Annotated in this window: 18 protein-coding genes; all 18 read right to left on the minus strand. The window is 45.3% G+C overall.

The features are described 5' to 3' along the window. Window positions 1–42 precede the first annotated feature (42 nt). The 18 genes from ACHUFW_RS13305 to ACHUFW_RS13390 all read right to left on the minus strand — a co-directional run bounded on the left by ACHUFW_RS13305 (window position 43) and on the right by ACHUFW_RS13390 (window position 19,487). Complete coding sequence (locus tag ACHUFW_RS13305) at window positions 43–870, minus strand: carbon-nitrogen hydrolase family protein (protein ID WP_394203780.1); 828 nt, start codon at window positions 868–870, stop codon at window positions 43–45. Beyond that, the gene (locus ACHUFW_RS13310) at window positions 794–4,990 is read right to left on the minus strand and encodes a YhdP family protein (protein ID WP_394203782.1); all 4,197 of its coding nucleotides are present in this window, start codon (window positions 4,988–4,990) and stop codon (window positions 794–796) included. The genes ACHUFW_RS13305 and ACHUFW_RS13310 overlap by 77 nt, the downstream gene beginning before the upstream one ends. After that, a complete protein-coding gene (gene rng / locus ACHUFW_RS13315; protein ID WP_394203784.1) occupies window positions 4,990–6,492 on the minus strand; it encodes a ribonuclease G in 1,503 nt (500 codons plus the stop codon). The genes ACHUFW_RS13310 and rng overlap by 1 nt, the downstream gene beginning before the upstream one ends. Window positions 6,493–6,562: 70 nt before the next feature. Then, the gene (locus ACHUFW_RS13320) at window positions 6,563–7,144 is read right to left on the minus strand and encodes a Maf family protein (protein WP_394203786.1); all 582 of its coding nucleotides are present in this window, start codon (window positions 7,142–7,144) and stop codon (window positions 6,563–6,565) included. A gap of 2 nt (window positions 7,145–7,146) precedes the next feature. Next, complete coding sequence (gene mreD / locus ACHUFW_RS13325; protein WP_394203788.1) at window positions 7,147–7,635, minus strand: rod shape-determining protein MreD; 489 nt, start codon at window positions 7,633–7,635, stop codon at window positions 7,147–7,149. Next, window positions 7,632–8,504, minus strand: a complete 873-nt coding sequence (gene mreC / locus ACHUFW_RS13330; RefSeq protein ID WP_394203790.1) for a rod shape-determining protein MreC — start codon at window positions 8,502–8,504, stop codon at window positions 7,632–7,634. Before mreC ends, mreD begins: the two co-directional genes overlap by 4 nt. Window positions 8,505–8,614: 110 nt before the next feature. Next, window positions 8,615–9,664, minus strand: a complete 1,050-nt coding sequence (locus ACHUFW_RS13335) for a rod shape-determining protein (RefSeq protein WP_028775047.1) — start codon at window positions 9,662–9,664, stop codon at window positions 8,615–8,617. 220 nt (window positions 9,665–9,884) lie between these two features. Beyond that, window positions 9,885–14,072, minus strand: a complete 4,188-nt coding sequence (locus tag ACHUFW_RS13340) for a DUF6701 domain-containing protein (RefSeq protein ID WP_394203792.1) — start codon at window positions 14,070–14,072, stop codon at window positions 9,885–9,887. Further along, a complete protein-coding gene (locus ACHUFW_RS13345) occupies window positions 14,065–14,538 on the minus strand; it encodes an MSHA biogenesis protein MshP (RefSeq protein WP_394203794.1) in 474 nt (157 codons plus the stop codon). Before ACHUFW_RS13345 ends, ACHUFW_RS13340 begins: the two co-directional genes overlap by 8 nt. Further along, a complete protein-coding gene (locus ACHUFW_RS13350) occupies window positions 14,528–15,355 on the minus strand; it encodes a PilW family protein (RefSeq protein WP_394203796.1) in 828 nt (275 codons plus the stop codon). The genes ACHUFW_RS13345 and ACHUFW_RS13350 overlap by 11 nt, the downstream gene beginning before the upstream one ends. Continuing rightward, the gene (locus ACHUFW_RS13355; RefSeq protein ID WP_394203798.1) at window positions 15,355–15,906 is read right to left on the minus strand and encodes a prepilin-type N-terminal cleavage/methylation domain-containing protein; all 552 of its coding nucleotides are present in this window, start codon (window positions 15,904–15,906) and stop codon (window positions 15,355–15,357) included. Before ACHUFW_RS13355 ends, ACHUFW_RS13350 begins: the two co-directional genes overlap by 1 nt. After that, window positions 15,896–16,345 carry a pilus assembly FimT family protein gene (locus ACHUFW_RS13360; protein WP_394203800.1) on the minus strand — a complete coding sequence of 150 codons (450 nt, stop codon included), beginning with the start codon at window positions 16,343–16,345 and terminating at the stop codon, window positions 15,896–15,898. The genes ACHUFW_RS13355 and ACHUFW_RS13360 overlap by 11 nt, the downstream gene beginning before the upstream one ends. Before the next feature lie 306 nt (window positions 16,346–16,651). Next, on the minus strand, window positions 16,652–16,810 hold the full coding sequence (locus tag ACHUFW_RS13365) for a hypothetical protein (protein ID WP_394203802.1): 159 nt from the start codon (window positions 16,808–16,810) through the stop codon (window positions 16,652–16,654). A gap of 112 nt (window positions 16,811–16,922) precedes the next feature. Further along, the gene (locus tag ACHUFW_RS13370; RefSeq protein WP_394203992.1) at window positions 16,923–16,982 is read right to left on the minus strand and encodes a hypothetical protein; all 60 of its coding nucleotides are present in this window, start codon (window positions 16,980–16,982) and stop codon (window positions 16,923–16,925) included. A gap of 183 nt (window positions 16,983–17,165) precedes the next feature. Continuing rightward, window positions 17,166–17,696, minus strand: coding sequence for a type II secretion system protein (locus tag ACHUFW_RS13375; protein WP_394203803.1), 531 nt, complete (start codon window positions 17,694–17,696; stop codon window positions 17,166–17,168). 14 nt (window positions 17,697–17,710) lie between these two features. Beyond that, window positions 17,711–18,253 carry a type II secretion system protein gene (locus ACHUFW_RS13380; protein ID WP_394203805.1) on the minus strand — a complete coding sequence of 181 codons (543 nt, stop codon included), beginning with the start codon at window positions 18,251–18,253 and terminating at the stop codon, window positions 17,711–17,713. A 50-nt stretch (window positions 18,254–18,303) separates the two neighbouring features. Then, window positions 18,304–18,921, minus strand: coding sequence for a type II secretion system protein (locus ACHUFW_RS13385; protein WP_394203807.1), 618 nt, complete (start codon window positions 18,919–18,921; stop codon window positions 18,304–18,306). Between the two features lie 68 nt (window positions 18,922–18,989). Beyond that, window positions 18,990–19,487: a hypothetical protein gene (locus tag ACHUFW_RS13390; RefSeq protein ID WP_394203809.1), complete on the minus strand. Its 498-nt coding sequence runs from the start codon at window positions 19,485–19,487 to the stop codon at window positions 18,990–18,992. Window positions 19,488–19,506: the final 19 nt, after the last annotated feature.

Below are 19,506 nucleotides of genomic sequence, written 5' to 3' on the forward strand. Positions count from 1 at the left end.
CAATAATGCAATGTCGCAAACAAACGCTGAGTTAGCATCGACTTAATTGAGTTTAGGTGCAGCAAATCGATTGTGATTTTGCACCGGCATATTCTGTTTTATCGGCCCACTGGCAGTTAAATCTATTTCTGTCGATAGCCAGCCTGTACCTTGGGCTTTTTCTGCAACAATGCTTCCCCATGGGTCAACTACCATTGACTGTCCCCAGGTCTCCCTTGAGCCTTTATTATGTTGCCCCCACTGGGCTGCAGCGGCAATATAACATTGATTTTCAATCGCTCTAGCTTGTAATAATACTTGCCAATGCGCGGCGCCAGTCACTTTAGTAAACGCTGCAGGTATGGCAATAATATCTGCACCAGCGAGGGACATGGCTCTAAATAAATCAGCAAAACGTAAATCATAACAGATAGCAATACCTACTTTACCAAAAGGGGTATCAATGACACTGATTTTATCCCCAGGACAAAAGGTATCACTTTCCCGATAGGTACGAGTGCCGTCCGCAACATCAACATCAAACAGATGCATTTTGTCATAGTGTCCTAGTACTTGTCCTTGGGGGCCAAACACATAACTACGACTGTACAAACGACCATCTTCTGCGGTGATCGGAATGGTGCCTGCTACCATAGTGACACTAAACTGCTTTGCCAATGCCGCTAATGCCAACTGCAGTTCACTATGGTTATGCGCTTTAGCAACGGCGGCCTGATGGCTTTCGTGGCCTCCAAACAATAACGCGCATTCTGGTAGCACCACCAAATGGGCTTGCTTATCAACATCAAGCAGCTCAAGCTGCGATTTGATAAAGGCCAGATTGCTGTTGACGTCTCGACTGCTTTGACACTGAAGTAGACTGACTCTCATCTTGCGGCTCCGCGTGAGCGGGGGGCACGATTGAACTCGGCTCCGGCTCCACTGTTGCTTTAGGATCTATGGGCACCACTTTATCATCAAATTGTGGCATGGCTTCAATTTGTTGCTCAGGCAACTCAACGCCGGAAGCGGGTTGCGTTTCAACACCTTGATTAGCAGGCTCAACGGTTGAAGACGGTAAAGGAGATGCTGGCGGTTGTGCTGGGTTAGTCTCGACACCTGACGCTTTTGGTAACGCCGATTCTGGAATTTCAATTTCCTTACTCTTTCGCTCCAGCTCTTCAAGTTTTGGCTCTGACATTGTGCCGGTAAGACGGAAGCGAATTTCAGAGATCACTTCAATAACCGGCTCAAGCACTTTGGTTAACGCAAATGCCCCTAAGCCCAGCGTCCACCCCCCAGTACTTAATAACACCACGGTTGGCACACTTGAACCAAGTTGCGGCGCGAAGCGAATATCGTAATTGAGCGATTCGGTAGTCAGATCCGTGTACCCACGTACTCGCATAGTACCGGCGACGGCATTCATTTGAGTATCAGTGGTTTTAATCACCCCTTGGTCGATATCTAAGGTCCCACTGAAGTCATTAAAGTAGAGTCCCTTGCCAAATACATCTGAGAAATCTAAAGATAGCCGTCTTAGTAGCGAATCTAAACTAAACAGCGAGAATATGCGCGCGCCTTTATCGCTGACTTCAGACAAGTGTCCTTTGCCTAAATCAAATTCAATTTTGCCATCCAATGTTGCCAACGAAAATGCATAAGGTGCTCCTTGCCAGCCTAGCGAAGCCTTAACATCCACGGGCGCTTCTTTCAAACCAGGATCAATGCCCAATCGTTCAGATAGCACGTCAAATTTGTCAGCCGTTAAGGTTAAATTGAATCCAGTGCGATTTTGTCCATCAGCCAAGGTCCAAGTCCCGTCACCTCGTAACTGGCTATCATCAGTGGTAATCGATAGGGTTTGGATACGGTAGTTTTCCCCTTCGGGCGTCCCTTGCAATACCAAATGACCTAATGGTTTACCGTACATGGAGAATTCATCCACATCGGCAGCTAGCGGCGGCATATTCTGCATCACGGTATTATGCTCATACACTCGATTTTCTGCAGTTTTGGTAACAGGGGCAACGTCAAATCGCTTGGCAACAATCTTAAGACCTTGAGTCGACCAATCAGGATAAAAGTCGATACGCCCTTCAAACTCATCAGAAATGCCATCAAATCGCCATGCATTGACCGTCGGTGTTGCATTAAAGCTTAAGTCAGTAAAAGGTTGCCCCATTAAATCAAGCTTGCCGATCTCGGCATCGATGGCCATTAAAGGCGGAAAAAATGACCGTTGCTCCCGTTGCAGTTCATGGCTTAATAGATCATCAACTGCAGCGGTGGGAATATTGTTACTTTGCGTCGTAAACGCGTTGATTATCGGTAGCCAAGCATCAAAGTTGGCTTGCTCAAGATCAAGTTGCAAGCGGCCCTTATCACGGCTAAGTTTATCACCTGGTTTAAACAGCCTTCCAAGCAAAATATCGAAGTGGCCTAAGTGATTACCTGAGACCTCATCGAAGCCGCCCCAAAACTCCATTTGATCGCTAAGTCGTATACCCAATGAAGATTGCTTATTATCGCCAATCAACTCGGCGCTCAGTTTTGTTGGCGTGTCAGCGGCTTTATAAAACTCGCCCGGTAGTAACAGTTCTGTGTCTACCAAATCACTATTCACTTGAGCCTGAATACGATAACCGGTTTCGTCAAAAATCAACGTCATTGCACCATCAAACTCAAACTGGCCCTGATAGTAGGGACTCAAAGGATTACTGAGTATTTCCGGCAATTTATCAACTTGCCACTCGCCATTTAGATCGAGGTTCAAGCCATAATTCTTATTAACTCGTTCGGTATCAAAGTTGAGGGTTACGGGTTGCTGATACAAAAGTGCGGAAATCTGCTCACCGACAACGACTTCATTAATAAAATCGACTCGACCTGTCACCTCGTCAAGCTGAACACCAGGTTCACTGATATATACTGGCACTGAGTCAAAATTGACGTTGCCGGCAATCACTTCTTCAGCTCCGTCATACAGTGGAATACTCAAATCTAGGTGACCATCTATATCACCTTGGATCTGTACCACCTTCAATGTTGATCCCACATTGTCACGTAATGGCGAGTTTAATAACACTTCAGTTGCCGCAGTGCCTGAGGTCGCGATATCGGCTTTAACTGCCAACAGCGATTTGTCATTCATTTCAGGAATACCAACATAGGTTCCAGCCGCTGATACGTCCATCAACTGGCCTTGTTTCACCCACAGATCCATGGCGGCATTTTCAAATAATGCATCTAAGGTTAAGTCGGTCACCGCGGGCCAACTGGGCTGAAATTGAAACTCTGCTTGCTGTAAAGTGAAGCCCGCCTGAAAAATACCTTGCTGTTGGCGATATGGAAAATCACTCAATGCGCCGCGCCAAATTACCTTAGCATTATCGGTATTGCCACTAAGCAGTGCGCCATTTAGATAATTAACTAGCGAATCACTCATGCCCTTGAGGGGATAATAACGCCCCGCGTTGGCAGCATCTTTGATGGCAACATCGGCAAGCAAATTCAAATACGCCGCATTTTGCAAATCTAGCTTGGCCGAAATATCAAATTTAACGTCATCATTTTCCAAGGCAAGTTGCGGCACAATCAACGCACCGCCTGAAACATCATATTCAATCGCAGTGGCTTGACTCAAAAAATTCAGTGGTGCTACAAACCCTTCACCGAAATCAACAGTAAGTGCCTGTTGTGGCAATTTAGCAATCACACGCTTGGTATTGGCGACCACGTCAAGATCAATGGGCGCGATGCCAGGTATGGCATCAACATGTTGCCATGCTAACTGCTCGACTGACAAAGATAATGCACTTGGCTGACTCTCTCGTGATTGCAAATGGATCTGTTTTAGCATCCCCTGTGGCGCCGCTTTGTGCCAAGCTTGCAAACTAGCGGGCTGCATAGCAGGTACTAAAGGTAGTAGCGGCAGTAAGCCATCGAGGCTAATTTGGTTAACTAGCAAGTCAGTCCCCTGAACATCACTGTTAAAAACCAAATCGAGCGTCGGCCAAGGTTTGCCATTGGTTGCAAAACTCAGATCCTGGCTTTGCACTTGCCAACCATGGGCTTGAGGCAAGTAGTGCAAACTACCTTTGAGCACTTCAATTTTCTGTGGTTTGTCTACCAAGTGCCATTCAAGCCAGCTGGGCTTAAACGCCACCATGGCCGAATCTACATGACGATTTGCTAAGGATAACCAAGCTTCTAAGTTGACTACACCTTCAAGCTGCAACTTACTATTCTTATCATAAGGATCTTCTTGGCGAGATGCCCACTCACCTACGTCTAAAGCATTGGCCGCCAGATAGACTTGGCCGACTAAACTATCGGGTTGATAGCCATTACCTTTGATATCGATATCCATCGATAACTGTTCAACGCTGGAGGCTTGCTCATCTAGGTACACTTCACCGCGGCCTTGATGACGCCCATCTTGGTTGCGCCAAAACAAATTCTTAATATAAATCGGTCTAAAATCATGATGGCGGCTTAGCAGCTGTAAACTAGCGTCCGATATCGAAAATCGATCCAATTGTTCAAGCAACAGCGCATATAACCAGTCGATATTGCTCTCTGAGCTTTGGGGTTCACTTTGCCCAGCGTCTTTGCGGCTTAGTTGGTCTATATCCAAAGCAACATGGAGGCCATCAAAAATAACCGTTTCAATTTGCGGTTGAGCGGTCAATAGGGTTTGCCAAAAATCGAGCTTGATATGCACATTATCGATAACTGCCGTCACCGGTATGCGCTCTTGATGCGGGATAACAATACGCTTCATTGTTAGCGCTGGGCCATAAGCTTGCCACTCAGCAGCTAACTTATCTAATTGAATCTCTACTTGATACTGCTGCTCGATATAATTAATAACCTCATAGCGAACATCATCAAGCTTAGGCAGCAAACCACGGATTAGGCTCACGACCAAAGCAAATAGGACGAGAATAATCGCTAAAGTTTGCCAACACAGCCGGCCAAACGTTTTTGGGCAAAAATTTAACGCCACTACATTATTACCACATCGAAACGGTTTTGCGCGTACATAGGCTCATTCTGTAGCCTGACTCGTTTACCAATATATACGCCAAGCTCAGCGACTAAATGGCTTTCTTCTCCGGTCAAACTTTGATGCACAGCTGGCGAGCAGTAAACCAAAAACTCATCAGCATCATAAGCACGGTTCAATCGGATCACTTCACGGAAGATCTCATAAGATACGGTCTCAACCGTTTTTAAGCTGCCGGTGCCTAAACAAGAGGGGCACTCACCACATAATACGTGCTCTAAGCTTTCTCGGGTTCGTTTGCGGGTCATTTCCACCAAACCTAAACCGGAAAAGCCGCTAATATTGGTCTTAACACGATCGGTGGATAAGGCTGTTTCTAAGCTAGTCAGTACTCGTCGCTTATGTTCTTCATCTATCATATCGATAAAGTCGATAATGATGATGCCACCTAAATTACGTAACCTCAGTTGACGAGCAATCGCCTGCGTCGCTTCAAGATTGGTATTAAAAATGGTTTCTTCTAAATTACGGTGACCAACAAATGCACCAGTATTGATATCAACGGTCGTCATCGCTTCAGTCTGGTCGATGATCAGGTATCCACCAGATTTCAACTCAACTTTTCGTCCCAGTGCTCGCTGTATCTCGTTCTCGACATCATAAAGATCAAAAATAGGCACTGGGCCGGAATAATGCTCAATTTTATCGGCAATTTCCGGCATAAACTCATGGGCAAACTGCAATAATTCTTCAAAGGTTTGGCTTGAGTCCACCTGAATTTGGTCTAACTCAGTACCAACAAAGTCACGCACAATTCTCACTGGTAGCGCTAAATCTTGATACAACAAAGCCACACCAGGGCGCTTACGACGCTCACTCACTTTAGCCCAAACTCGACGCAAAAACGCCGCGTCTTGAACTAGCTCCTGCTCACCCGCGCTTTCGGCGGCGGTGCGAATAATAAAGCCACCATCTTCATCAACAAATGGCTCAGTCAACCCTTTTAGTCGTGCCCTAACCTCTTCAGACTCAATCCGTTGCGATACACCAACATGACTAGATCCTGGCATAAACACCAAATAACGCGACGGCAAAGTAATATCTGTGGTTAGGCGAGCCCCTTTGGTACCCAAAGGATCTTTCACTACTTGCACCATGATATCTTGCCCTTGGCGAACTAGCTCAGCAATATCTCTAACAACAAAGTTGCCCTTTTCCACATCAGCAACGCATTCGGTATGAGGAACGATATCGGAAGCATGCAAAAAAGCCGCTTTGTCTAAACCAATGTCCACAAACGCCGCTTGCATGCCGGGCAACACACGACTGACTTTGCCTTTATAAATATTACCGACAATGCCGCGCTTCATGCGGCGCTCTATGTGTACTTCCTGCAAGACACCATGTTCGACTAACGCCACTCGGGCTTCAGTCGGTGTGACGTTAATAAGTAACTCAGAACCGATTTTTTTCTGTGCTTTGTTTTTTATAAATTGGTTCATGATGTTCACTCACTTGCAAAACATTGGAAAACTGCCCACTACCTTCGCGGTTTGAGGGCAAATACGCTAACTATATAATGGCAAACTCTGTTAATAGCTGCCGAGTTTCAACTAACGGCAACCCCACCACTGCAGAGTAGCTACCATCAATACGTTGCACAAAACTCCCAGCCAAACCTTGAATACCATAAGCTCCCGCTTTATCCATGGGTTCTTTGGTCATAACATAGGCTTCAATATCGGCCTGACTTAACGGGGAAAATGTTACTGCGGTGGTAACAACTTCAGATTTGACCGTCATACCATCTGTCACTGCGACGGCGGTCATTACCTGATGTTGCCTGCCTGATAACGCTGACAACATCGCGATGGCGTCTTGCTGATCTTTGGGTTTACCCAGTATGCGTTCATCTAACACGACAATAGTATCAGAACCGAGCACGATCGCGTCTTGGGTCTTAGCTAACTCAAACCCTGCTTGCGCCTTTTCTTTTGCTAAACGCGCCACAAAATCATTGGCTAATTCGCCAGCATGATGGGATTCATCGATATCTGCTGCCAATACTGAAAATGAAAAATCAGCCTTCAAAAACGCCAATTGCTGAAGCAGCTCTTTGCGCCTCGGCGAACCCGATGCTAAAACTAAGGTCATCTCTATCGCACCTTATACAGTCGCCGAACTCGGCGTAAAATCCAAAACACCCACCACCAAATAAATAAGCTTGAAATAGCAGGCCAGAAAAGTGAGGTATCAAAGGTGGCGCTGTCAGCAACAAATTGTACCCAAAACACAATCAAGTGATACAAACAGACAATACAACCCACCATTAAGGATTGCTGCCACATGGGGAAATTCCGCAATCTTTGAAAATGCAATACAACCACGTAGATCACTAGCGACATGGCTAACGAGCGGATACCTAAATGAGCACCTAACAAAATATCCAATAGCAGCCCAAGCAACCAGGCCGTTAAAATATTGTATCTATGGGGTAGTGCCATCGCCCAATAGATCATCACCAACAGCAGCCAGTCTGGACGAAATCCTTCGACCAAATCAGGTAACGGCATAATTTGAAACAGCATGGCGACCAAAAAGCTCAGCCAAACAACCCAACGCCCATGGGGGATATGCATACTCATTGGCTGGCCTCTTGTGTATCAGCAGAGACACTATCATCCATCTCTTCCACTTCCTCTTGGACATCTGGCCAAAGCAGTAATAGATAACGAATACGGTCTAGAGCCGCTAAGGGCTGCGCTGATACGGTGGCATAATTCTGACCGTCATCTTTAACCACACTCATAACCCGAGCCACTGGGTAGCCCTCAGGAAAACGATTACCTAGACCCGATGACACCAGCAAGTCACCAACACGAATATCGGTACTTTTCGCCACATGTCGTAATTCAAGCTCATCAAGTACGCCTGTACCGTTGGCAATCATACGTACATCATTACGGGTCACTCGCACCGGAATCGCATGCGCGGGATCTGAGAGCAGTAGAACACGGCTAGTCAGCGCACTAACTTCGACTACTTGGCCGACAACACCTTGGGCATCCACTACAGGTTGGCCAACAAATACGCCGCTGCGCTCACCGTGGTTAAGCACCACATAATGGCGATAAGGATCACTGGCGACTTCCATCACCTCTGCAACCACTTTCTTTGCGTCCATGTGCACCGGCGAGCCGAGCAAGGCACGCAAACGGTCGTTCTCTTGTCTGAGATGTTCAAAGCGTTGCAATCGCTCACTCATCAACAACTGTTGATTCAGTAGCGCTTTATTTTGTTTAGCAAGCATATCGCGTGTTGCAAAACTTTCCGCTGACCAATCAAGCATCGCGCCGGGAATATTAGCAACGTATTGCAATGGGCTCAGTAGTGAGGAAACAGACTTTCTTGCAGGTTCTAATTTATCGTTAGTCAGCAGCAGAAGTACCGACAATAGAATAGCTAAGGTCAGGCGAAACTGGTTTGAGATACCACGAGCAAAAATGGGCTTCATAAAACACTTAAGGCAGCTTGAATTGACACCTCCAATTGATACATAAACATAACATACTTAGGTTGTGTTTAATATCAAGGATATGCCAGCTCAACGCTGCCTAGTAAAAATTAATTTTCGTCAGAGAAAAGATCGCCGCCGTGCATGTCTATCATTTCCAGCGCCTTACCGCCACCACGTGCAACACAAGTTAATGGGTCATCGGCCACCATGACAGGAATGCCGGTTTCTTGCATTAACAAGCGGTCTAGGTCACGCAACAATGCACCACCACCAGTCAGTACCATGCCACGCTCAGAAATATCTGATGCTAGTTCTGGTGGAGACTGCTCTAACGCCACCATAACTGCACTGACAATGCCAGACAGTGCTTCTTGCAACGCTTCAAGGATTTCATTGCTGTTTAAGGTAAAGCTACGCGGTACGCCTTCAGCTAAGTTACGACCACGAACCTCAATCTCTAGTACTTCATCACCTGGATAAGCGGTACCGATGCTGTGCTTGATTCGTTCAGCAGTTGCTTCACCAACTAGGCTGCCATAGTTGCGGCGCACATAGTTAATAATCGCTTCATCAAACTTATCACCACCGATACGGACTGACGATGAATACACCACACCGTTTAAGGAGATAATCGCAACTTCAGTGGTACCACCACCGATATCAACAACCATAGAACCCGTTGCTTCAGATACAGGTAAGCCAGCACCAATCGCTGCCGCCATTGGTTCTTCAATCAGGTAAACTTCACGGGCACCCGCACCCATCGCTGACTCACGAATTGCACGTCGCTCAACTTGCGTCGCGCCAACAGGTACACACACAAGAACACGTGGGCTAGGACGGAAAACACTGTTGTTGTGCACTTGCTTGATAAAGTGCTGCAACATCTTTTCAGTGACATAGAAATCAGCTATCACCCCGTCTTTCATCGGGCGAATCGCCTGAATATTCCCTGGGGTACGTCCCAACATTTGTTTTGCTTCTGTACCAACAGCTGCAACAGACTTTTGCCCACCACTACCGCGCTCGCCACGAATCGCAACAACAGAGGGCTCGTTTAATACGATGCCTTCTTCGCGAACATAAATTAGAGTGTTAGCGGTACCCAAATCGATCGATAGATCGTTAGAAAAAATGCCACGCAGCTTTTTGAACATGTAACCAGCCTGTCTCAGTGGAGTCGGAAAAATAAAAATCAGGTAACTTTAGCAATGCCACCCTGATTCCACAAGCGTCTTGAGGTTAACATTTGCTAATCCTGCGATTTTTTTTTAATTCCAACTAAAAAGAACAAAAAACAAACAGGTTATCGAGCAGTTTTACCAAATTACGCCAACAAATTGTCAGTTTTTACTGAGTTTGTCTTGGCCGTATTTATCAGCGTACTTCGCGCCAAAAAATCACTTTATCATGGCCACGATAAGTGCCCCAAAATGCGCTTGCCCGAGGATCATATAACGTAGTGCTTGAACCATCCCAATTCCAATACCATTTTAGCCACGGCGAAACGTGTTGCTTTAATGGCACTTCCCCAGCGATATCTGGCACTTCAAAGTAGATATTGCCAACCCCATTGCTAACACTGCCAGACTGTATCAGCAGATTGGGTTCTATGAACGCATCGATTTCAGGGAATCCATTGGGATAATCCATAAATAATCCAGTCTCTGGTATTTCCGATTCATCAGTTGAAGTCAAGGTGTTAACCACCGAGCAACTATCTTGGGTATTGGTGATCCAGGTTGGATGACCAGACACCGCATCGACGGCAGACACATATTCTGTACGTAAAGGTAAGCGTAAGCTTTCAGATTGAGGGCCATAGCCATTATCTAACACCATGCGGCCATAACGTTGCTCAATCCCCTTGTCTTTTCCTATCTCAGTAAAGGTATAGCTCTGACAACTACCCGCGTAATCATCTTTATAACAAATATTGTCTTCGTCGCTAACATCACCTACTGCTAGAATCAGTTCGAACTCTGCATCAAAAGGGGCAACAGCAGATACACCGCGAAAATACTTAGCCGTACCACCACTTAAATACGCACTATTTGCCGACAATGTCAGATAGGATACGTTGCCGGATAAACTAGGATCTTCGCCATCAACAACATCTGCGATACCTGTGGTGTCGTTATAACGTCGACCAGCCCACTGATTTTGCTCAGCACTATCTTTGTGCATGTAACGCCACCAATCACCAATTTGATAATTACTGGTGATAGCGCCAGATTTGGCATGACCAATCACTTCTATTTTAGGCTCGGCTCCTGCTAAAAAGCCCATCGGCTGATCCATATAAGTAAAACTATTACAGCTGTGGGCAACTTCTGGGCTATTACCAACAATTTCTAAATAGGCAGGAGTGAAACGGCCAAAGCTATCACTGCTGTAATTCGCTTTTGCAATAGTCATATCGAAATAGGCCAAATCTTTGCTGAGCTGCGCTGTTACCACCCCCACTTCATTCCATGTTTGGGTGATTTGCTCAGCAGACTCACCGCTGCCCAAATTAAAATCAACACTCGTCACCCCAAAAGCCCCACTACTACCACTACTTGGCTGATAAACAACCGGATTTATCGCCACGGCTGGATGGCGGAAGTTTTGCAGTGCGGTATTGTCAGAAAAGTCGGTATCGTTATCAGCAGTCCAAATGACCGCCTTCATCAGCATAGAGAAATCTTCACCCGCTTGAGTCAACACTGGGCAATCAGCATCATATGGATCGCCTGACGCACAGTTGTTGGTACCACTGGTATTGTAGAAATGAAAGCCTGCGGGAGCAGCGACAAAATTGTCTTGATGCTCCAATAATAACTGCTCTGTGCCTGTTGGCGTGTTGATAGTATGAATATGGGATGCAAGCAAGCTCACCTGCCCCGCTTCGGGGTAAGTAGCCTGCAATCGAGCCACACCGCTGGCATCAAACTCAACATTGAGCGTTTGAGTGGCAGCACCCGCAATAGTTTTGCTGTCATTGCTTTGAGTAGGGTTGAGACTTTCAAGCAATAAGGCTTCAGGGTTATTGACCGGATTAGGGTCAACATAATCAAAAGTAAAATCAATGGCTTTGGTTTGCTGACTAAATAACGGCACACATTGTTGAGTTTGGGTGTTTTTAGTCACGGCAAAGAGGTCAAACTGATTAGTGGTTTTACCTGCAAGAGTGTTTGGCACATCAAAGTAAAACCCCGTGTCGTCAAAGGTCAGCTGACATTGATTTAAATCTGCGACTTCTGCACCGTCGATAAAGCAGCGATACGGGCCGCTTGGCACAGTATTGCCAAGCCCCAACAGTACAGTACCGCCATCACCATGCCATAACTCAACCGACGGAACCGTCACGCCCGTCATTGTTACACTACTATACAAAGCACCATCTTTGAGCAGCTCAACACTTGATGTTACTGAAGTTAAAGTGGTGCAGTCATCATTAGCGCAGCTGCGAATAGTGATGGGTTTTGCAGCACAACTTAGCGCGCCTGAACTAAATTCAATGCGATAATGATTTACAGCCGGTGGCTCTGGTGCATATTCAAAGGCAAAATAACCAATAGTCTCTGCTAAGTGACTGCGGTCATTATCTGTATATTCGTCTTCATCAAGTCCAAAGCTGAAAGTACCTGAAAAACTGTCTTTCAAACAGCGGCGAATCCAGCCACCATCGCCACCACGGCGGCTATTTTTACTGGCAATCGTTAATGGCTGTGCCGGGTAACTATTTTGATAGCTATTATTGAAGTCACACTGCTGATCTAACCGACGAACTCGGTTGCCATTACCATGGTTGAGCGCGGTTGCAAACTCATACAGCACAGATTCACCATTCACCGTCATGGTGCCGCGCCCAAGACCTGCGACATAACCTAATGTCTCTTCTTGGGTAATATTTCCGGCTATCTCCGAGGCTTCTATGGCTATCTCAAACTCATCGCCATCGCTGTCGATATCATTGACTATCGGCGTGATAAAGCGACTGTTATTCTTCGACAGCATCTGTGCGACTATAGCGGGGCTAGCACCAAATTCATGAGTAAACTCAACGTCATCATAGCCCCTGCCAGCAGAAGGGAGACGCTTACCTTGGTACTTAATCGTATCAACTTTATCGGCTTGCAGCGCACTGCCACGACTTAAAAATCGATAACCCGGCTCCATAACAAAATAGTCGATATCAACCATGGCTTTGGCCGATGTTCTATTGCGAGGCGGATTTTGCTGCACAATCGTTACCGAGCCATTATTGGCAGCAAAACTGCCTATTTGAACATCTGATGGTCCATCAAAACGGGCATCACTGCCATCAATGCCATTGATAGTCGGCATTAATAACACAATAGGTGATGTATCATATTGATTATCAAAGTTAATGGTAGCACTACCACTATCATTTAATGTCACTCGGCCAAACTCAAATTCTGGGAATGGACAGGTTAAATAAACAGTATTTGGAACCCTGACTAAACTCGACGATGACGGCAGTTGCCAATAAAGATCGTAAGCTTCATAGCCGTCTGCTTCATGGAAGCGCACTTCAACTTTATGGGTACCGGCTTCTAGACCTATGGTGCCAGTTTCACAAGCAAAGCCACAGCGTGAATGGAGTCCATAAAAGCCGACAACCACTTGATCATCAATTAACAATTCAATGGCGTCATCACCATCAATACCAAAAGTATAAGTACCAGACTCCGGCACATTGATATAGCCTTCAAAGATACCTAAATAGTAATCACCTTGACTGCTGTGAGGGTTAATATCTGGTCCATAGCCGGAAATATTGCTCTCGATCGATTCGCCAAGCTGCTCAGTGGTTTTCTTCACGGTATCGATAAGATCATTAAACTCATCATGATCTTCTGGGCTGACTAACTGGCCTGATTGCCAACTGCTGGCATCATAACTGCGATAAGTAACACCGCCAATACCGGTTTGCTCAGCTGGACATTGCAAAGGCACAGGTGGTAATAACGGCTCTTGTGGATCGTTATCACACATGCCACCAAAGTCTGCATCTTCAATGGCATCAGGGTCGAAATCAACATCACCATTACCCGATATATTTAACGATCCCCCCGATGCTAGCGCACCATCTATACTCGCATTACCGCTCAAACTGACTGAGCCAGCAACATATACAATACCATTGATAAAGTTCTGCCCAGCAATACTCAAGCTACCTCGAACATAAATAATCAAATCCTCCGTATTGCCAAATTCATTTAATCGAGCTTGGTTTAACGTCAAACTATCGAAGTAAAGCCGAGTACTGGCGCCATTAGTGTTAATGTAGTTACCTTGACTGAAGGTACCCGCAGCAAAATTATAATCGCCTGGAGAATAGTTATAATAGGCTGGTGTACAGGTTCTATTTTGACCATGCTTTTGACAGGTTAAATTACCAAGAGAAGGCCCTATATCACTAGGCGGATACAGACCATTTGGAAAATGATTTCCGGTTGGTGGGTCAGTAAAGATGTCATCACACTGCGGAACAGCCATAACCGAAAATGGCAGTAACAGCACAAAAACTAACAATAATAATACTTGCTTACTCACGAGCCTGTACCTCCACTTCTCGGCTGACTCGTAAGCAGTTTTCTCCGCCACTTGCACAAGCACTCGATTCACATGTCGCACGACTAACTATTCGATATTGGGTTTGACCATCGAGCACTTGATCATTGCAGGAATAAACCACACTGCACCCGGAAAAGCCGCTAACATTAGGGGGCGTCCAAGTTTGGTTCAGCGCACAGGTTAACGCGCTACCATCTATGGGAAACAGTTGCGCTAACGCGGCATCGGCACCACTATTAGCAGCGGCGAGCGCTCGGGTGCCCCACACCTCCAAGTTGACTTGTTCATCGGCATCTTGCGCCACATTGATCAATGTCGCCGCCATTAAAAACATCACGGTAATAATAAATATCCCGATAACCAGCGCACTACCACCTTGTCGCTGGCTTAAAGCAACGCCATTTGTGTAACTTGGTCTAGGTTTGCCGTGATAGTTAGGGAACATTCACCACCTGCACTTGATGTTGGTATTGAAAAACCTGCTGGTTTACATTGAAAATCGGCGTTAACTGCACCACGGCATTGTTCAGCAAAGTCGCGTTGGTAAAATGAATCGGTAACTGCGTGGCAATATCATTAGCAACCCCTTCAGCCATCAACACTCCAGTGCCCATCTGCGCTGGCGCTGGTTGTGTTAGGTTAAATTTATTGTAGCCTTGATAACGACGCACCGCACCATCACTCTCAAAACAGTAGCTCACCGCATCGTTAACCATAAAATACCTTAATTGCGGGGATGCTTCGGCAAATTGAACAGCTCGCTCAAACGTGATGGTGTTAGCCGAAATAGATTGAATATCAAATAACCGACCCACAGTCTCATCTGGGTCGGCATTATAAATATCATCAGCACTTAATGGATACACCACCATCTGATCGTTAGCGGAAATGCCATTTGCAGGCAACATCACAGTCGCGGTTTGACTGGCGCTGTCAGGGACTACTGCAAGCTGAGTATAAGAGGCGCTGGCAATAATGGGCACAAACTCAATACATTGATAACTAACACTATCAGTTCGGACCCGAATACTTTGTGGCAGTGCATTCCTTAGCTCACGAGTCATTCTTTCAATAGCAAAGCGGCTTTGACTGAGCACTTGGTCCACCGAAGTTGAGTCGACAAAAATCCGGGTGCCCAACAAAATAATGCTACTGACCCCAATCACCAAAATCCCCAGAATGATGGTGACCGTCACCATCTCAACTAAGGTAAAGCCTTTGTGGCGGCAGTAACTCAACCCGTGGCGAAAAGCGCTCCTCATTAGTAATTACTCCTTACCGCATCAAAGCGAAGTAACTCACCATTAGGCGTCGTCACATCAATGGTAATGAGTTTACTGTTCTTATTAGGGTTCGGATAAGATACCGACACCAACAATGCGTAGCCAGGGTATTGAGAAGCGTAGCTATTGTTTGAGTTGAGCATCAAACTGTCTTGATTCATACCATGATAGTCATCAACATCATTAAAATCATTACGAGCAAGATTGCCACCATCGTCACCAAAATCCACTTCATCAGTACAGGGTAGGCCTGCCGGTAAGCCGATATCGGGGCGAGCAATCGCATCACAAGCTGGTATACCACCATTAGGGTTGGTATTACCATCATATCGTTTCGCCCAAATTTCATTGAGTATTGAGTGTGCCAACTCTGCTGAACGTACTCGGTGTAGAGTCTCACTGGCGCGATCCGCCTGAGGAAACAGCATAGTGGTCAATAACACCATGGCAATACTGATCACAGCGATGCCGACCACCAACTCGATCAAGGTAAAACCTCTTTGTAAACCGCTATGAGTATTAACGGCCATGTATATACCCCTGACTTTCGATGCTGATAGTCAAACTATCATCCGCTAGCACATCAATACTGCAACCAGCATTACACGCTGTCACGGTGCCATTTGTGGTAAATCCCAAGCTAAAGTTAGTTGCGCCGTTGAGCTGCAAACTGGCACCACGGTGCAATGGCTGTGGATTGCGATCTCTTACCGTGGTGGCACAGTTAGCTTGAAAAATACGGGTTTGGTATTGGTTACTGTCTACATCGATACGATAACAACGATCTTGATTGTTCATTGCCATGAGCTGCACTTTACGCAGTTCACTAATAAACTCGTCTCGCAGGGTAAAGGCACTATAATTTGAAGTGGTAAACAGACGTGGCAACACCACTACCGCCAAAATAGCGATAAGAATAATGGTCGTAACCAGTTCTACCAATGTAAAACCTGAATGTTGCTGTTTCATAGCGGCTGTTTCATATTAGTGTGCTCAATATCCCCCAATTAAGCATTTAGGTATTATGGCAAATTAATCAACAATTTTACACGTATAAATAACAGCTTAAACCATTCAACCAAGCGTATCATTTGCCCATTTCCTCAGGCTATTTAGCGCCTAAAACAATCCGCTATTAACAGCCCGTTTCAAGTACGTCATAAGTCGGTGGTGTGATCACGCCACCACTTTCCTTTGCCTCATTGTATACCTATCGACAATTGCCATTTGCCGCCTTGCCTTTGGGCACTATGGTAAAGGTGTTGCCAGTCGACATTAAACCCAGCCTTCGGTAGCAAGCACGCCATTACTGATCAGTAACTCAAACGTCATATCCATGGCGAGCTCTAAGTTGTCAATGGTGGTTTGCTCATCAACAAAGCTCTTTATATAACCATAATCAAGCTCAATCGCTATCCCATCACCAATCAACACGTCTCGATTACTAAGCCTTAAATAGACGCTTTAGAGTGAACAAAGGTATTAGCGGATTGTAAGGCACCTTTTACGCCATCAATAGTTGATGCCCGCGCATCAGACTGCGGGTTTATAAACTTCGGCCGCGGCAACCACAGTCAATTATCCCACACATAATAATGACCACCACCAATTCAATCAGTGTAAAACCAGTTTACTTTTATATTACATATCAAGTTACTTCAATTTTAACCCATTGAATATAAGCTTAATCTAGTTAAGCAAAAGCCGCTAACCTTGACGAAATCAATCCCTAATATGAGACATAAAAAAAGCCTGCATTAGCAGGCTTTTTATTGAGGTCACTTATAACTTAGCAGCCAGTAGTGACACTAGAAATATTGAACGTACCAGCAGTCGCACTCGTTAATGCATTTTGATACTGAACATAGCAAGTCCCAGGATCAGTGCCAGCTAAAGGACTAACAACACCTTGTGGGTAGATATAAACAATATCAGTGCCTTCATCATAGACCCATTCGGTATTATCATTATTATCAGACTCATCGGAAGCATCAATGTCTAACATGTTGACTAAGCTATCGGCCCACGCGGCAGTTGCATGGCCATAGTTTAATAGCACTGCTGTATTTGCAGAATCAACAATGACACTTGGAGGAGGAGTCGCGGTACTACCCTGCTTTTCATTACCTGCAATCAGAGATTTTGAGTAGACCAAACTATCCGCCCCTTTAACTGCTGCTTCAAGTCCTGTCACTGTTGATGCCCTAGCGTCCGATTGTAAATTGATAAACTTAGGCGCGGCAGTCACCGCCAAAATACCTAAAATAATAATCACAACAACTAGCTCAATTAACGTAAAACCCGATTGATTATTTCTCATATTACCATTTCCTATTAACAGCCAGTATCAACAACAGCATATTGTGCAGGTTGAGTTACAGAGCCTGCTTGAGTATATAAAAGATGGCACGCATCTGCAGCTGTACTTGATGCTGTGCGCCCTTGAGGGACCAACTTAAATGTCGTTGCTGTTGAACGTACACCCCACTCCTCAGTAGTCACCGTTGTTGTATCGTCAGAAAGCGCTTGAAACTGCATATCTAATGCTTTTTCAAGGTTAGTCACTACATCTGCAACAGTTGCGCTACTATCTAAATTACCAAATGCCGTAGTAACAGTAATATCATTAGTTGCATCGGCATCGCCTAAGTCATCTAAAATAACGTTGCCCGTCGTGCTCTCTTTTCCTTGAATAGCCGCTTTTGAATAAACGAGTGTGTTTGCTCCCTGCAATGCTCCCTTTACCCCTTGCACTGTCGATGCGCGCGCATCAGATTGCAAGTTAATAAATTTAGGTGCAGCTGTTACCGCCAAAATACCTAGAATAATAATTACAACTACTAGCTCAATAAGCGTAAAACCATTTTGCTTATTCATGATGTATCCTTCAAAAAACGCTGCGCGTTACAATATAAAAAAACAAATAATCAGTTAGTGAAACTCACTACAGTACCCGTACCAGGATTATAGGTAATACCCTTACCAACATTAAGATCAGGTGCTGGAGAAGCCACACCGGTAGTTTGATCTAAGGTCAACGAAGCCACCTGATGGTATACACATAAATCAATGCCAGTGACTGTGTCACCATTAAGATCTGTTGCATCACCACCTACACCATCTAAGAATCTAACGGTATAACGTTGGTTACGGGCATCTTCAGTGTACTGAACATTACGTGGTGGGCTTTGTAAAATGGCATTAAACACTTGCTGACAACGGTTGTCATTCATTGCTGTCACATCGGTACCATTGGCACCTGTGCCTGTTGGAAAACCAAAACGAGTATCTAGCGAAACACTGGTACCATCCAAAATCACACTATTGTTATTACGGCCATCAACTTCCCACTGTGCACGCACAAATCCTACTGCAGTCGCTAAACCACCAGATACGCCATCTAAGCTGGCATCTTCGGCATCTTCTGTGACATTTAGAAAACGTGGAATGGCTGTAGCAGCCAATAACCCTAGAATTACGATCACAATCACCAGTTCAATAAGTGAGAACCCTGATTGTTTTTTAACTAGCTTACTTAAGTGCATTTATTAAACCCCCATGTCATATTTCATAATTCTAACAGTTAACTCAATTTTAGAAACCTTTGAATTGATTATATTTCCTGATTCGTCAAAAAAATCACACGCCCAGATGTGAGCTGATAACTTATTCGATCGCTATTATTAGCAATATAACTACAAACATCTCGCCCTGGACTGACTTCTATTACAATTTGTTGCGTAGCCGTGTGACCACCGAGTAACTGGTACCACAATTGTTCACAGGCCAATTCATTGACGCCATTAACAATCGGCCAACCGCCGCGACTGATTTTAACAAGCTGCTGATCCTTGCCTTCAGAAACATCATCAAATTGCCAATCAAGTCGCATATATTCTGGTCGACCCTTAGCAAGCCACTGAGCTTTAATCATACCGAGAACATTTAACAGCCGTGTATGCTCAACCACTAAGCCTTGCGCCGACACCTGCCCAACCGAGCCAAGGTAGCGAAACCCTAATACTGCTAACACCACTAAAAGCAAAATCAATGCCACTAACTTGGCATAAACCTGCATTAGCTCGCCATCGGCCTTTTGTTGCTGCTGCATGGCTTAAGCAAACCTCATG

The sequence above is a fragment of the Shewanella waksmanii genome (genome assembly GCF_043643685.1).
In the GTDB taxonomy this organism is placed as follows: domain Bacteria; phylum Pseudomonadota; class Gammaproteobacteria; order Enterobacterales; family Shewanellaceae; genus Shewanella; species Shewanella waksmanii_A.